The following is a 15236-nucleotide window of genomic DNA, read 5'->3' as shown; positions in this document are numbered from 1 at the left end:
GTGGTCCGGTGGTCATAGCGGTGGGGAAACGCCCGGTCTCATTCCGAACCCGGAAGCTAAGCCCACCAGCGCCGATGGTACTGCTCGGGAGACTGGGTGGGAGAGTAGGTCACCGCCGGCCACTCAATCTTTGAGTGAGCGTTGTGGGGAGCAGTCCCTTCTCCTTTCAGGGGGAAGGGGCCGCTCCCCACACGTGTTTCTGCACCTCATCGTGCTCCGCCGAGCCCCTTCCGACGCGCCGCTCGACGTGCTCCGAACGTCGCTCAGCGCAATCGCATGACCGCGCCGGCCAACGGCTTCGGGCGGAACGATGTCGTCTTGCGCCCCAACGTCAGCCCTCGACCGACCACTCGATGCAAGTCCCGCATCGTCGGCCGGGGCAGCAGGACCGCTGCCCGGGCGCCGACGGCGGCCCACACGGCCCGGGTGTCCGCCTGGTACCGAACGCTGTCGGCGGCTGTTCCACCGGCGCGCACGACCGTGTCGACCCACGCTCCGCTGCCCACCGTGGTTCCCTCCGGCTCCGGGCAGTCCACCACGACCGCCCGACCGGGCAGCAGGACCAGCGCCTGCTCGGCGCCGAGACCGGCGAGCACCGCCTGCAGGTCGTCGTGGTCGTCCACGACCACGTCGACCGTCCGGGGTGCCTGCTCGACGACCGCGACCGCGGCCGTGAGCGGCAGGACGCGGTGCAGCGCCTGCAGGTCGACCGGCTCGACCGTCTCGTCGACCACCGCGACCAGCAGACCCTCCGGGTGTCCGCTCCGGCGGGCCGCGCGCCGCACGGCTGCGTAGCGGTGATGGCCGTCGGCGATGACGAAGCGGTGCGTCGCGGAGGCCACGACGACGCGGTCGACGACCTCGGGATCGCTGAGGTGGAACACCTCCACGAGCGGTGCGCCCGTGGAGTCGCGCGCCGTCGAGACGAGCGCGCCGAGGTCCTCCGGCCGCGTCCAGGGGACGGGCCACGGATCGCTGTCGACGACCAGGACGGGCTCGGAGTCGACGCCCGTCTCGTCCAGACGCTGCAGGCGAGCGGCGACGGCCTGGTCGAAGACACCTTCGTGCGGGTGGACCCGCGAGTCCCCCGGGACCACCGGCAGGGCGCCCAGCAGGTAGTGCTGGACCCGGCCGTCGCGGTGCTGCCGCACCACGTACAGGCCTGCGGGGTCCTGCGTCAGCACTCCCCGGTCCAGCCAGCGGTGGACCTCCGGGCCGGTGCCCTCGCTGTACTCCGGCCGTTCGAGGTGGGTCACCACGAAGGGCGAGGACGCGAGGAAGGCCGCGCGCGAGGCCTTGTCCAGCTCGGTGTGCGGGGGCGCCAGCAATCCCGTCAGGGGACCGGCCACCGCCGGCGCGTACCGCAGACCGGCGAAGGGCCGCAGCAGCGGCCCGGCGGGAAGGACCTCGTCGGAGGTGGTGTTGGCGCAGGTGTGGCGCGGGGTGCGCGCTCCTGTGCGTGCACTGTCCACCCGTCGCATCCTACGGTCGGTGTGGTGGCTCGTCCCGCAGTCCTGACCGTTCGATGCGCCCTTCGACCCTGGGAGGTCCGTGATGCCCGAGTCCCGTTCCACGGGACGGCCGACCGGAGGTCCCTACGAGTGGCTCCAGCGTGGGCTGTCGCTGCTGGCCGACGGCGAGGCGGCGGCCGCGGCGACCCTGCTGTCGCGGGCCCACGCGGAGGAGCCGCACTCGACCGGCGTCCTGGAGGCGCTGGCCCGGGCCCAGTACGACTCCGGTGACGTGGCCGGGGCCGAGGAGTCCTTCCGGGACCTCGCCGCCGCCCGTCCGGCCGACGACTACGCTCACTTCGGGCTGGGGCTGTGCCTCAGCCGCCTCGGACGGTTCGGCCTGGCGGCCGAGCACCTCGCGATGGCGCACGCGATGCGTCCGGACCGGCCCGAGTACGCCGATCGACTGCGACAGGTCCGTGCCACCCTCAAGGCACGGCAGAGCCCGGGGAGTCCGTGAGCACCACCGTCAGCGCCCAGTCCGGCGCGCACCCGCACCCGACCCTGCGGGGAACCGCTTCGACGTTGCTCGAGGAGCACGACGTCCTGCTCCTGGACCTCGACGGCGTCGTCTACGTCGGACCGCACGCGGTGCCGCACGCGCCGCAGGCCCTGCAGGCCGCCGTCGCCGCCGGCCACCGGCTCGGGTTCATCACCAACAACGCCTCCCGCACGCCGGCGACCGTCGCCGCCCACCTGCGCGACCTCGACGTGCCGGCCGCCGACGAAGACGTCGTCAACTCGGCGCAGGCGGCCGCCGACCACCTCGCCGGGCGGTTCACGCCCGGGGCGCCGGTCCTGCTCGTCGGCGGAACGGGCCTGCGGGTCGCGCTGGACGAGGTCGGGCTGCGCGCCACCGACGACCGGCACGAGGCCGTCGCCGTCGTGCAGGGGTTCTCGCCGGACCTGGGCTGGGCGCAGCTCGCCGAGGCGACGCACGCCGTGCGGTCGGGGTTGCCGTGGATCGCGACGAACCTCGACGCGACGGTGCCCACTCCCGGCGGCCCGGCTCCCGGCAACGGGCTGCTCGTCGACCTCGTCGCCCGCGCGGCCGGCCGCCGTCCCGACGTCGTGTGCGGCAAACCCGAGCGAGCCCTGTTCGATGCGGCCGTGGCCCGCCTCGGGGCGCAGCGCGCCGTCGTCGTCGGCGACCGGCTCGACACCGACCTGCAGGGCGCCCGGACGGCCGGGCTGGCCGGGCTGCTGGTGCTCACGGGTGTGACCGGCGTGGTCGAGCTGCTCGCCGCCGCCCCGCACGAGCGTCCCAGCCAGGTCGGCCACGACCTGCGCTCCCTGACCGACGTGCACCCGGCGGTGCAGACCACCGTGCAGGACGGAACCACGACGGGCCGTTGCCGGTCGGCGCGGGTGCAGGTGGGAACCGACGGCCTGCGCGTCCTGGACGGCGCGGCCGGCCCCGACGGGCTGGACGTGCTGCGCGCGGCGGCCGCCGCCGTCTGGGCCGCCACCGACAGCGGACTCACCGTCGACCTCACCGGAGGTGTCGCGGCGGTCGCCGCGACGGTCGCGACACCCTCCTGAGCGGCCGGCCGCCTCCGGTCCCGGCGGGCCGCGTCGAGCAACCGGTCGAGCAACCGGTCGAACACGCGGCTGTGGACTGCGCGCGGGGCGCTGTCGTGGTCGGCTTGTAGCGTGACGCCCGTGACCGACCACGCGCAGCTCTCCTGCGAGCAGCTGCCCCCCGACCCCGCGGGTGGCGAGCAGCCCGACTCCGAGCAGGACCGCGCCCTCGACGAGGCCCTGGCCCGGCTCGACGGCCTCGAGGCGCTCGGCGTCCACGAGCACGTCGAGGTCTACACCGCCGTCGACGCCGCGCTGCGCCGGCGGTTGGCCGGCGCGGAGGACTGAGGTGGCCGTCCGCAGGTTGCGTCTGGACGCCGAGCTGGTCCGTCGTGGGCTGGCCCGCTCGCGCGAGCACGCCTCCGAACTCGTGTCCGCCGGTCGTGTCCGCGTCGCGGGCGCCACCGCCGCCAAACCGGCGACCCAGGTCGACCTGGCCGCCGCCATCGTCGTCGAGGAGGCCGGCGAGGAGGACGAGTACGTCTCGCGCGGGGCGCACAAGCTGGTGGGCGCCCTCGACGCCTTCCGCGTCGACGTCACCGGCCGTCGCTGCCTGGACGCCGGCGCCAGCACGGGCGGGTTCACCGACGTGCTGCTGCGCCGCGGCGCGGCTCACGTCGTCGCGGTCGACGTCGGCTACGGGCAGATCGCCTGGTCGCTGCGGACCGACGAACGGGTCACCGTCCTGGAGCGCACGAACGTGCGCACGCTCGAACCCGAGCAGATCGCCCCGGCGCCCTCCCTCGTGGTCGCCGACCTGTCCTTCATCTCCCTCACCCTGGTCCTGCCCGCGCTGGTGCGGTGCGTCACCCCGGAGGCCGAGCACGTGCTGATGGTCAAACCCCAGTTCGAGGTCGGGCGCGAGGCGCTCGGCGCCGGCGGTGTCGTGCGCAGCGCCGACCTGCGCGCCGACGCCGTGCGCACCGTCGCCACGTCCGCCGCCGCCCTCGGCCTCGGCGTCCGCGGCGTCGCCGCCAGCCCGTTGCCGGGGCCGAGCGGCAACGTGGAGTACTTCCTGCACCTGGCCGCCGGTGCTCCGGCGCTCGCCGAGGACGACCTGGCCCGCGCCATCGCCGAGGGCCCGCAAGCGGGGCTGTCGTGAGCGCCGGAGCGGTCGCGCGCCCGGAGGCGACCCGCAGCGTCCTGGTGCTGGCGCACACCGGCCGGCCGGAGGCGATCGCCGCCCTGACCGAGGTCGTGCACCGCTTCCACGAGGCCGGCATCCGCACGTTGATGGTGAGCGAGGAAGCCTCGGCCCTGTCCGTGGCCGACCGCGGCCTCGTCGACGAGTGCGACCTCGACGGGGCCGTGGACGGCGCCGAGATGGTCATCGTGCTCGGCGGCGACGGCACGATCCTGCGTGCGGCCGAACTCGTGCGCGGCACCGACACCACGCTGCTCGGGGTCAACCTCGGCCACGTCGGGTTCCTCGCCGAGGCCGAGCGCGAGGAGATCGTCGGCACCGTCGCCCGGGTCGTGGCGGGGGACTACCGCGTCGAGGAGCGCATGACCCTCGACGTGCGGGTGCTCGTCGACGGCGAGGTCACCGCCTCGTCCTGGGCGGTCAACGAGGTCTCCGTCGAGAAGGGCAACCGCGAGCGGATGCTCGAGATGGTCGTCGACGTCGACGGCCGCCCGTTGAGCACCTTCGGTGGGGACGGCGTCATCGCCGCCACCCCCACGGGGTCGACGGCCTACGCGTTCTCCGCCGGCGGGCCGGTGGTCTGGCCCGAGGTCGAGGCGTTGCTGGTCGTGCCGATCAGCGCGCACGCGTTGTTCGCCCGGCCGCTGGTCATCGCGCCGACGTCCGTGGTGGGTGTCGACGTCCTGCGCAGCATGGGCGACGGCGGGGTCCTGTGGTGCGACGGCCGGCGCACCTTCACCGCGCCGGCCGGAGCCCGGATCGAGGTGCGACGCTCGGACCAGACGATCCGGCTGGCCCGGCTCAGCACCGGCATCTTCACCGACCGGCTCGTCGCCAAGTTCGGGTTGCCGGTCTCCGGCTGGCGCGGGCCCCGGTCCACCGAGGGAGGGTGAGCGTGTGATCGAGGAGCTGCACATCCGCTCCCTGGGCGTGATCCGGGACGCCCGGCTCCCGCTGGGGCCGGGGCTGACCGTCATCACCGGGGAGACCGGCGCCGGCAAGACGATGGTCGTCACCGGGCTGAACCTGCTCATGGGCGAACGGGCCGACGTCGGAGCCGTCCGCGCCGGCGACGACGCCGCCGTCGTGGAGGGCCGGCTGCAGGTGGCCGACGACGGACCGGTCGCCGCCCGCACCCGCGAGGCCGGCGGTGACCTCGACGAGGGCGAACTGCTGCTGGCGCGCACCCTGTCGACCTCCGGCCGCAGCCGCGCGCACGTCGGGGGCCGCAGCGCGCCCGTGGGCGTGCTGGCCGAGATCTCCGAGCACCTCATCGCCGTGCACGGGCAGACCGACCAGCTCCGGCTGCGCTCGGGGGTCCAGCAACTGCGCGTGCTCGACGCGTTCGCCGGGCCGGCGGTGGCGGGCGACCTGGAGACGTACCAGCGGCTGCACGCCCGCTGGCGCGCGGTCAGCGGCGAGCACGACCACGTCGCCGGGCACGCCGCCGAACGGGCCCGCGAGGCCGAGCTGCTGCGCCTCGGGCTCGACGAGGTCGAACGTGTCGACCCCCAGCCCGGGGAGGACGTCGCCCTGCGCGAGGAGTCCGAGCGGCTGGCCCACGTCGAGGTCCTGCGCACCGCGGCGGCGACCGCCCACGAGGCGCTGACCGGTGAGGCCGCGGGCAGCGAGGGCATGGGCGAGGGCGGGGCGGACAGCCGGGTGGACGCCGCCCGTCGGGCCCTGGCCTCGGCCGGCGACCACGACACCGTCCTGGCCGGGTTCGCCGCCCGCGCCGGCGAGGTCGCCTACCTGCTGGCCGACCTCGCCACCGAGGTCGCGACCTACGCGCAGTCCCTGGAGGCCGACCCGTTGCGGCTGTCCGTCGTCCAGGAGCGCCGGGCACAGCTGAGCGCGCTCGTGCGGCGGCACGCCGACCCGGCCGACGGCGTCGCCGGTGTCCTGGCCTGGGCCCGGGAGGCCGCCGAACGGTTGCTCGACCTCGACGACGACGGCCGGCTGGAGGCGCTGGCCAAGGAGCGCGACGAGCTCGAGCAGGAACTGCGCGCCCTGGCCGGGCGGCTGACCGCGGCCCGCCGCGCTGCCGCCACCGACCTGGAGGAACGGGTCGCCGGTGAGCTGACGGCGCTGGCCATGCCCAGCGCGCGCATCGAGGCGGCCGTGCACACCGGTCAGGAGCTGGGCCCGTGGGGCTGCGACAGCGTCGAACTGCTCCTGGCCGCGCACTCCGGTGCCGCGCCGCGACCGCTGTCGCGCGGCGCCTCCGGCGGTGAGCTGTCCCGGGTCATGCTCGCGCTGGAGGTCGTGCTGGCCGGTGCGGACCCGGTGCCGACGATGGTCTTCGACGAGGTCGACGCCGGCGTCGGCGGCCGGGCCGCCGTCGAGATCGGCCGCCGGCTGGCGCGGCTGGCCGCCAGCACCCAGGTCGTCGTCGTCACCCACCTCGCCCAGGTCGCCGCCTTCGCCGACGCGCACCTGACCGTCGTCAAGACCGACGACGGCAGCGTCACCGAGTCCGGTGTGGTCCGGCTGGACGACGAGGGCCGGATCACCGAACTGGCCCGCATGCTGTCCGGCCGGGGGTCGGGTACCGCCCACGCCCACGCCGAGGAGCTGCTGCGGTCATCGCGTGCAGAAGCCGTGCAGGACAGGGCGCCGAAGCGGCCGAAGGCCAAGCGCGCGGCGAGTGCGTCCCGAGGCGGTGCCGCGTCCGTGGGACGATCGAGCGCCGCCACCTCGCAGGTGGCCGGTGACACCGCTCGTGGGAGCACGCAGAAGAAGTCTCGGTCCGGGAGCCGCCGGACCCAGGGGTGAGGAGTTCGACAGTGATCAGGCGTCGGCGAACGCGCGGCGACGACCTGGCGACGTCGGGCTCCACCGCCGAGGCGGCCCACGAGGTGGCCGTCACCGGCACCGTGCGCGTCGACCGGCGCACCAAGCGGTTGACCAAGCGGCTCAAACCCGGCGACATCGCCGTCATCGACCACCTCGACCTCGACCGCGTCTCGGCCGAGGCCCTCGTCGCCTGCGCCCCGGCCGCCGTCGTCAACGCCTCCCGCAGCACCTCCGGCCGCTACCCGAACCTGGGCCCGGGGATCCTCGTCGAAGCCGGGATCCCCGTCCTCGACGAGGTCGGCGAAGAGGTCATGGCGAACCTGTCCGAGGGCGCCAGCGGAACCCTCACCGACGACGTGCTGCGCGCCGAGGGCCGGATCGTCGCCCGCGGGCGGCGGCTGACCCCCGACCTGGTCGCCGCGGACTCCGAGGCCGCCCGTGCCGGGTTGTCCCTGCAGCTGGAGGCGTTCGCCGCCAACACCATGGAGTACCTGCGTCGTGAACGGGAGCTGCTGCTCGACGGGGTCGGTGTGCCCGACATCCGCACCGACCTCGACGGCCGGCACGTCCTCATCGTGGTGCGCGGGTACCACTACAAGGAGGACCTGGTCACGCTGCGGCCCTACATCCGTGAGTACAAACCCGTGCTCATCGGGGTCGACGGCGGGGCCGACGCCATCCTCGAGGCCGGGTACAAGCCGCAGCTCATCGTCGGGGACATGGACTCCGTCTCCGACAGCGCCCTGCGCAGCGGGGCCGAGGTCGTCGTCCACGCCTACCGCGACGGCCGTGCCCCGGGGCTGGAACGCGTCCGGTCCCTGGGCATCGACGCCGTGGTGTTCCCGGCCACCGGCACCAGCGAGGACGTCGCGATGCTGCTGGCCGACGACAAGGGCGCGACCCTCATCGCGGCCGTCGGCACCCACGTCACGCTCGTGGAGTTCCTCGACAAGGGCCGCGCCGGCATGGCCAGCACGTTCCTGACCCGGCTGCGGGTGGGCGGCAAGCTCGTCGACGCCAAGGGCGTCTCCCGGCTGTACCGCTCCCGCGTGTCGGACAGGCAGGTCCTCGTCCTCGTCCTCGCCGGGATCCTGGCCCTGGTCGCCGCGCTGCTCGTCACCCCCACGGGGCAGGCGATCCTGGCCGTCACCGGCGCCCGCCTGGAGGACCTGTGGGCCGGCCTGGTCGGCCTGCTGCCGGGGGAGGGACCGTGAGCCGCCCGGTGCCCCACCGCTCCCGCACCGCCCACGACCGACAGGATGACCAGTGATCGACTTCCGGTACCACGTCGTCTCACTGGTGTCGGTGTTCCTCGCGCTGGCCGTCGGCATCGTCCTGGGGGCCGGGCCGCTGAACGAGGGCATCTCGACCGGCATCACCGACCAGGTCCGGCAGCTGACCCAGGAGAAGAACCAGCTGCGCACCGAGCGGGACGAGGCCCTCACCACCGCCGAGTCCCAGGACGCCTGGGCCGAGGCCGTCGCCCCGGCCCTGGTGGCCCGTCAGCTCGGTGGGCGCAGCGTCTCGATCGTCGAGCTGCCCGGCGCCGACTCCAGCCAGGTCGACGCCGTGATCGACGTCCTGGAGGCCTCTGGCGCCACCGTCGCGGCGCAGGTCACCGTGCAGGACGAGTGGACCGACCCCACGGCGGCAGGGGAGCGGGAAGGGGTCGCCGCCGGGCTCGTCGGGCAGCTGACCACCGCACCTGCCGCCGACGCCGGGACCGAGGACCTGCTGGCCGCCGAGCTGGCCCGCGCGCTGGTCACCACCGAGCTCGCGCAGACGGGCCAGCCGGACGAGGCCGCGGCCGCCGTCCTGGCCACCCTGGCCGACGCCGGCCTCGTCGAGGTCCGCGACGGGACCGACGTGGCCGCCACGCGCGGCACCCTGGCCCTGGTCGTCGGCGGTGCGCCCGACAGCGACGTCACCGACGACCAGGTGCAGGCGACGAACGCCGCCTGGACCGCCCTGGCCCGCGCGCTCGACGCGGCCAGCGCCGGGGCGGTGCTCGCCGGCCCGGCCGAGGCCGCCGGCGACGGAGGCCCGATCGCGGCCCTGCGCGCCGACGGCGAGGTGGCCGACGCCGTCAGCAGCGTCGACGGCCTGGACTCCCCGATCGGCCAGGTCAACGTCGTCCTGGCGCTGCGCCAGCAGCTGTCCGGGGGAGCGGGCCAGTACGGCACCGCCGGCTCGGCCACCGCGGTCAGCCCGCCGCTGCCGGCGGCCGCACCGTGAGGGCGCCGCTGGCCCTGGCCGCCGCCCGCGGCGCCGGCCACCGCGCGGGAGCCCTGCTGCGGCACAACCCGCCCGGGGGTGCCGAGCGCTGGGACCGCACGAACCACGCGGGACGCACGGTCACCCTCCTGGAGGGCCCCACGGTGGCGCTGGCGCTGGCCGCCGGCTGCCTGGCCACCGCCCCGGGCACGCGCGCCGCGGCGGTCCTGGCCGCCGTCGGCGCCGGCGGCTTCGGTGCCCTGGACGACCTGACCGAACGAGCCGGTGACCGCGACGCCGGCGCCCGCGGGCTGCGCGGTCACCTCGCGGCGCTGCGCCGCGGCCGCGTCACCACCGGGGCGGTCAAGGTCCTCGGCATCGGTGCCACCGGCGTGCTGGCCGCGGTCGTGCTGGACCGCCCGCGCACGCCGGCGCAGGTCGTGGACACGGCTCTGGCCGGTGCCCTCGTCGCCGGGTCGGCCAACCTGCTCAACCTCTTCGACCTGCGCCCGGGCCGGGCCGCCAAGGTCGCGACCGTCGTCGCGGCCTCCCTGAGCGTGGGCGCGCCCGGCAGCGCCGGAGCCGCCGCCGCCCGTCCGCCGGCGGCCGCCGTCGTCGGCGCCTGCTCGGCGGTGCTGCCCGACGACCTGGCCGGGCGCAGCATGCTGGGGGACACCGGGGCCAACGCCCTCGGCGCCGTCCTCGGCGTGGCCGCGCTGCGCCGGTGGCGCCGGCCGGGGCGGGCGGTGGCCCTGGGCGTCGTGGTCGCCCTGACGCTGGCCTCCGAGCGCATCAGCTTCAGCCGCGTCGTGGAGGCCGTGCCGGTGCTGCGCGAACTCGACCGGCTGGGCCGTCCATGAGCCGCCGGTGACCACCCGGACCCGTTCGATCGCGGCGGCCGCCGCATCGGTGGCGCTGCTGACGGTCCTGGCCCGCGTCGCCGGGTTCGCCCGGCTGTTCGCCTTCAGCCAGACCGTCGGCGACACCTGCCTGGGCACGGCCTACCAGACGGCCAACCAGGTGCCCAACGTCCTGTTCGAGGTGGTCGCGGGCGGCGCGCTGGCCGGGGTGCTCGTGCCGCTGCTGTCCTCGCGGCTGGCCTCGCAGGACCCGCGCGAACGCGCCGCCGCCTCCCGCACCGCCTCGGCCGCGCTGACCTGGAGCGTGCTGGTCCTGCTCCTCGTCACCGCCCTGACCGCCCTGCTGGCCCGGCCGGTCGTGGAGGCGCTGCTGGCCGGCGCGGCCGTCGGCCAGTGCGGGAACCAGGTCCTGGTCACCGGGACCGTCATGCTGTGGATCTTCCTGCCGCAGGTCCCGCTGTACGCCGTGGCCGTCGTCTTCGCCGGGGTGCTGCAGGCCCAGCAGCGCTTCACCGCCCCCGCCGCGGCCCCGCTCGTCTCCAGCCTCGTCGTCGGCACCAGCTACCTGGTGGTCGGCGCGATCGTCCCGGCCGCCGTCGTGCGCGGCGACCTCGCCGACGTCCCGGGCACGGCGGTCGCGGTGCTGGCGGGCGGCACGACGCTGGGCGTCCTGGCGCTCGCGGCCACCCACGCCCCGGCGCTGCGCAGCGCCGTGCGGTGGCGGCCGGCGCTGCGCCCGGCGCCGGGGGACTGGCCCCGGCTGCGGTCGCTGGCGCTGTCCGGGCTGGCCGTGCTGCTGGCCCAGCAGGTCGTCACCGTCGCCGCCGCCGTCGTCGCCAACGACGGGGCAGCCGGCGCGATCAACCGGTGGAGCTACGCGTGGGCGATGTTCCTGCTGCCCTACGCCGTCCTGGCCGTCCCGGTCGCGACGGCGGTCTTCCCCCGGCTGGCGCAGGCCGCCGACGCCGGCCGGGCCGAGTTCGCCGCCCTGCTCGCGCCCGCCGTGCGCACGGTGCTGCTCGTCAGCTCCCTGGGGGCGGCGGTGCTGGCGGCGGTCGCCGCGCCCGTCGCGGTCGTCTTCGTCGCCGGGCGGGTGGGCTCGGGGCAGACCGCCGACCTCGCCGTGGCCCTGGTCCTCTTCGCGCCCGGCCTGCTCGGGTACGGGCTCGTGGCGCTGCTGACCCGGGCGCTGTACACGCTGGGCGCCGGCCGCAGCGCTGCGCTGGGGACGGTGACCGGCTGGGTCGTCGTGCTCGCCGGGGTCCTCGTGCTGCCGCTGCTGCTGCCGGCCGACCGGGTGGTCGGGGCGCTGGCCCTGGCCCACACGCTGGGCCTGACGCTGGCCGGCGTGCTCCTGCTGCGGGCGGTGCACGTGGCCGCTCCGGGGGCGCTGACGGGCCTGGGCCGGGTCGCCGTGGCCGCCGTGCTGGCCGCGGCGGTCGCGGGGAGCGCCGGCGGCCTGCTGGGGGCGTGGTGGCGGCTGCAGGACGTCGTCGCGGCCGTGGCGCAGGGCGTGCTCATCGCCGCCCTGGCCGCGCTCGTCTGGCTGGCCGTGGCCCGCCTCGGCGCCCCGGCCGAACTGGGCGCCCTGGCGCGCAACGTGCGGCGGGTGGTCCGCCGGTGACCTCGGGAGGACCAGTGGAACGGGTCGTGTTCGTGCTCGGCAGCAGCGCCGGCGGGGTGGGACGGCACGTCGCCGCGCTGTGCGCGGGGTTGCGGGACGAGGGCGTCGACGTGCGGGTCGCCGCGCCCGCCTCGACCTTGCGGCGCTTCGACTTCGGCGTCCCGGCGACGGCCGTGGAGATCGGCCCGAGCATCGACCCCGTGCGCGACCTGCGGGCCGCCGCCGCGCTGCGCCGCGCCGTCGGTGCCGTGCCGGGGGCGCTCGTGCACGCCCACGGGGTCCGCGCCGGCTTCGTCGCCACCCTCGCCGTCGCGCGCCGCACACCGTTCGTCGTCACCCTGCACAACGCCGTCCTGGGCACCGGCCCGCGCGCCCGGCTCGGGACGGCCGTCCTGGGGCGGGTGTGCCGGCGCGCCGACGTCGTCCTCGCCGTCTCGGGCGACCTCGTCGCCCAGGCCCACCGGCTGGGGGCGAGCGTGGCCGACCGCGCCCTCGTCCCGGCACCCGCGCTGCCGCCGGGCGACCCGGCGCGGGGCCGGGCCGTGCTCGGCGAGGGCCCCGTCGCCCTCACCGTCGCCCGGCTGGCCCCGCAGAAGGGCCTGGGCACGCTGCTGGAGGCCGCCGGCCGCAGCGGCGTGCGCGTCGTCGTGGCCGGCGACGGGCCCCTGCACGACGAGCTCGCCGCCCGCATCCGGCGCGAGGACCTGCCCGTGCAGCTGCTGGGCCGGCGCGAGGACGTCGCCGACCTGCTCGCGGCCGCCGACGTCGCGGTCAGCGCCAGCGTCTGGGAGGGGCAGCCGGTGTTCGTCCAGGAGGCGCTGCGGGCCGGTGTCCCCGTCGTGGCCACCGACGCCGGAGGAACCCGCGAGGTCACGGCCGACGCCGCCGTGCTCGTCGGCGTGGGGGACGCGACGGCGCTCGCCGACGCCCTGCGACGGCTGGCCGCCGACCCCGCGCAGCGGGCCGTGGCGGCCCACCGCTCCCGGCTGCGGGCCGCCGAACTGCCCACCGCCTCCGACGTCCTGGAGCAGCTCCGCCGGGTCCACCGCGCGGCGCGCGGCTGAGCCGGCGCACCTCCGCGCCGCGTCCGGTACGATCGAACTCCGTGGCGAACCGCAGCACTCCCGAGTCCATCACCCAGCACGTCTTCGTGACCGGGGGTGTGGCCAGCTCCCTCGGCAAGGGTTTGACGGCTTCCAGCCTCGGTCGTCTCCTGCGCGCCCGCGGTCTGCGGGTGGCGATGCAGAAACTGGATCCCTACCTCAACGTCGATCCCGGAACGATGAACCCGTTCCAGCACGGTGAGGTGTTCGTCACCGACGACGGCGCCGAGACCGACCTCGACATCGGCCACTACGAGCGCTTCCTCGACGTCCGCTTCGACGCCTCGGCCAACGTCACGACCGGCCAGGTGTACTCCTCGGTCATCGCCAAGGAACGGCGCGGGGAGTACCTGGGCGACACCGTCCAGGTCATCCCGCACATCACCAACGAGATCGTCGACCGGATGCGGGCCCAGGCCCGCGAGGACATCGACATCATCATCACGGAGGTCGGCGGCACCGTCGGCGACATCGAGTCCCTGCCGTTCCTGGAGGCCGCACGTCAGGTGCGCCAGCGCCTGGGCCGCGACAACGTGTTCTTCGTGCACGTCTCGCTCGTGCCCTACATCGGCCCCAGCGGTGAACTGAAGACCAAACCCACCCAGCACTCGGTCGCGCAGCTGCGCAACATCGGCATCCAGCCCGACGCCATCGTCTGCCGCGCCGACCGGGACATCCCCGAGAGCGTCAAGCGCAAGATCGCCTCGATGTGCGACGTCGACGACGAGGCCGTCATCGCCTGCGTCGACGCCCCGTCGATCTACGACATCCCCAAGGTGATCCACCGTGAGGGCCTGGACGCCTACCTCGTCCGCAAGCTGAACCTGAGCTTCCGCGACGTCGACTGGTCGACCTGGGACGACCTGCTGCGCCGCGTCCACAACCCGCGCCGCCGCGTCGAGATCGCCCTGGTCGGCAAGTACATCGACCTGCCCGACGCCTACCTGTCGGTCACCGAGGCGCTGCGCGCCGGGGGGTTCGCCGAGGACGCCAAGGTCGACATCCGCTGGGTGGCCTCCGACGAGTGCTCCACCCCCGAGGGCGCGCAGAAGCAGTTGCACGGCGTCGACGCGATCTGCGTCCCCGGCGGTTTCGGGGTCCGCGGCATCGAGGGCAAGCTCGGTGCGCTGCGCTGGTCGCGGGAGAACGGCGTTCCCACGCTGGGTCTGTGCCTCGGCCTGCAGTGCATGGTCATCGAGTACGCGCGCAACGTCGCCGGCATCAAGGACGCCAGTTCCACCGAGTTCGAGCCCACCGCCAAGAACCCGGTCATCGCCACCATGGCCGAGCAGCGCGAGATCGTCTCGGGCGAGGGTGACCTCGGCGGGACCATGCGTCTGGGGTCGTACGAGGCCGTGCTGCAGCCGGGGTCGGTCGTGGCCGCCACCTACGGCAGCGAGCGGATCTCCGAACGCCACCGGCACCGCTACGAGGTGAACAACTCCTACCGCGACAAGCTGTCGGGCAAGGGGCTGGTGTTCTCCGGCACGTCCCCGGACCGCGAACTGGTCGAGTTCGTCGAACTGCCCGCGAAGGTCCACCCGTACTACGTGGGCACCCAGGCGCACCCGGAGTTCAAGTCGCGCCCGACGCGGTCGCACCCGCTGTTCTCCGGCCTGGTGGCCGCGGCCCTGCGCCGGCAGCGCGAGGAGCAGCTCATCGACGTCGACCCCGAGCCGGCCGCCGACTCGGCCGAGGTGCTGTCGGACGTGACCGCGTGAGCTTCCCGGAGGAACTCGACGTCCCCGTCGTCGAGGGGAGCGGACTGTCCGACGCGCTCGCGCAGCGTCGCCTGGTCGGCAGCGAGGTCGTCTTCAGCGGCCACGTGTGGGACGTCGTGCGCGAGACGGTGGAACTGCCCGACGGCGGGACCGTCGTGCGCGACGTCCAGCGCCACCCCGGTGCGGTGACGATCCTGGCGCTCGACGACGACGAGAACGTCCTGTTCATCAAGCAGTACCGCCACCCGATCCGCCGGGAGATGTGGGAACTGCCCGCCGGGCTGCTCGACGTCGCCGACGAGGAACCGCTGGTGGCCGCGCAGCGGGAACTGGCTGAGGAGGCCGACCTCGTCGCCGCCGACTGGGCCGTGGTGGCCGACTGGTTCAACTCCCCGGGCGGGTCCAGCGAGGCCAACCGGATCTACCTGGCCCGCGGGTTGTCCGCGGTGCCGGCCGGCGAGCGGCACACCCGCGAGGACGAGGAGAAGGACCTCGTCCCGGTGCGGGTGCCGCTGGAGCAGGCCGTCCGCGCCGTCCTGGAGGGCCGGCTGGCCAACCCCGGCAGCGTCATCGGGGTGCTGGCGCTGCACGCCGCGAAGGCGGGCGGCTGGAAGGACCTGCGCCCGGCCGACGCGCCGTGGCCGACGGGACTCATCCGGCCCGAGCGCTGAACGGATCGTCG

General features: G+C 75.3%; 14 protein-coding genes and 1 rRNA gene. 14 read left to right on the top strand and 1 reads right to left on the bottom strand.

Features of this window, described 5'->3' with window-relative positions:
* The first annotated feature begins 4 nt into the window (after positions 1-4).
* Positions 5-121, top strand: a 5S ribosomal RNA gene (rrf, locus tag ACRYR2_RS19565).
* Between the two features lie 142 nt (positions 122-263).
* On the opposite strand, the gene ACRYR2_RS19560 is transcribed toward rrf, so the two are convergent.
* Entirely contained in the window at positions 264-1472 is a 1209-nt protein-coding gene (locus ACRYR2_RS19560; protein WP_432564559.1) for a DUF1015 family protein, read from the bottom strand.
* 82 nt (positions 1473-1554) lie between these two features.
* Between ACRYR2_RS19560 and ACRYR2_RS19555 the strand changes: the two genes are divergently transcribed.
* From ACRYR2_RS19555 to ACRYR2_RS19495, 13 genes are all read left to right on the top strand, one after another.
* On the top strand, positions 1555-1971 hold the full coding sequence (locus ACRYR2_RS19555; protein ID WP_432564558.1) for a tetratricopeptide repeat protein: 417 nt from the start codon (positions 1555-1557) through the stop codon (positions 1969-1971).
* Positions 1968-3053: an HAD-IIA family hydrolase gene (locus ACRYR2_RS19550; protein ID WP_432564557.1), complete on the top strand. Its 1086-nt coding sequence runs from the start codon at positions 1968-1970 to the stop codon at positions 3051-3053. Before ACRYR2_RS19555 ends, ACRYR2_RS19550 begins: the two co-directional genes overlap by 4 nt.
* Positions 3054-3173: 120 nt before the next feature.
* Positions 3174-3380 carry a hypothetical protein gene (locus ACRYR2_RS19545; protein WP_432564556.1) on the top strand — a complete coding sequence of 69 codons (207 nt, stop codon included), beginning with the start codon at positions 3174-3176 and terminating at the stop codon, positions 3378-3380.
* Position 3381: 1 nt separating this feature from the next.
* Positions 3382-4194 carry a TlyA family RNA methyltransferase gene (locus tag ACRYR2_RS19540; RefSeq protein ID WP_432564555.1) on the top strand — a complete coding sequence of 271 codons (813 nt, stop codon included), beginning with the start codon at positions 3382-3384 and terminating at the stop codon, positions 4192-4194.
* Positions 4191-5129, top strand: a complete 939-nt coding sequence (locus ACRYR2_RS19535; RefSeq protein WP_432564554.1) for an NAD kinase — start codon at positions 4191-4193, stop codon at positions 5127-5129. Before ACRYR2_RS19540 ends, ACRYR2_RS19535 begins: the two co-directional genes overlap by 4 nt.
* A 4-nt stretch (positions 5130-5133) precedes the next feature.
* The gene (gene recN / locus ACRYR2_RS19530; protein ID WP_432564553.1) at positions 5134-7011 is read left to right on the top strand and encodes a DNA repair protein RecN; all 1878 of its coding nucleotides are present in this window, start codon (positions 5134-5136) and stop codon (positions 7009-7011) included.
* Between the two features lie 11 nt (positions 7012-7022).
* Positions 7023-8246 carry a putative cytokinetic ring protein SteA gene (gene steA, locus ACRYR2_RS19525; RefSeq protein ID WP_432564552.1) on the top strand — a complete coding sequence of 408 codons (1224 nt, stop codon included), beginning with the start codon at positions 7023-7025 and terminating at the stop codon, positions 8244-8246.
* A 52-nt stretch (positions 8247-8298) separates the two neighbouring features.
* Positions 8299-9267, top strand: coding sequence for a copper transporter (locus tag ACRYR2_RS19520; protein WP_432564551.1), 969 nt, complete (start codon positions 8299-8301; stop codon positions 9265-9267).
* Positions 9264-10106, top strand: coding sequence for a hypothetical protein (locus ACRYR2_RS19515; protein WP_432564550.1), 843 nt, complete (start codon positions 9264-9266; stop codon positions 10104-10106). Before ACRYR2_RS19520 ends, ACRYR2_RS19515 begins: the two co-directional genes overlap by 4 nt.
* A 7-nt stretch (positions 10107-10113) precedes the next feature.
* Entirely contained in the window at positions 10114-11730 is a 1617-nt protein-coding gene (locus tag ACRYR2_RS19510) for a lipid II flippase MurJ (protein WP_432564549.1), read from the top strand.
* A gap of 14 nt (positions 11731-11744) precedes the next feature.
* A complete protein-coding gene (locus ACRYR2_RS19505; protein ID WP_432564548.1) occupies positions 11745-12794 on the top strand; it encodes a glycosyltransferase family 4 protein in 1050 nt (349 codons plus the stop codon).
* A 41-nt stretch (positions 12795-12835) separates the two neighbouring features.
* A complete protein-coding gene (locus tag ACRYR2_RS19500) occupies positions 12836-14554 on the top strand; it encodes a CTP synthase (RefSeq protein WP_432564547.1) in 1719 nt (572 codons plus the stop codon).
* Positions 14551-15225, top strand: coding sequence for an NUDIX domain-containing protein (locus ACRYR2_RS19495; RefSeq protein WP_432564546.1), 675 nt, complete (start codon positions 14551-14553; stop codon positions 15223-15225). Before ACRYR2_RS19500 ends, ACRYR2_RS19495 begins: the two co-directional genes overlap by 4 nt.
* The last annotated feature ends 11 nt before the right edge of the window (positions 15226-15236 follow it).

This window comes from Kineococcus deserti (genome assembly GCF_050871945.1).
Classification (GTDB): Bacteria; Actinomycetota; Actinomycetes; order Actinomycetales; family Kineococcaceae; genus Kineococcus.
This window is presented reverse-complemented; position numbering and strand designations above follow the sequence as displayed.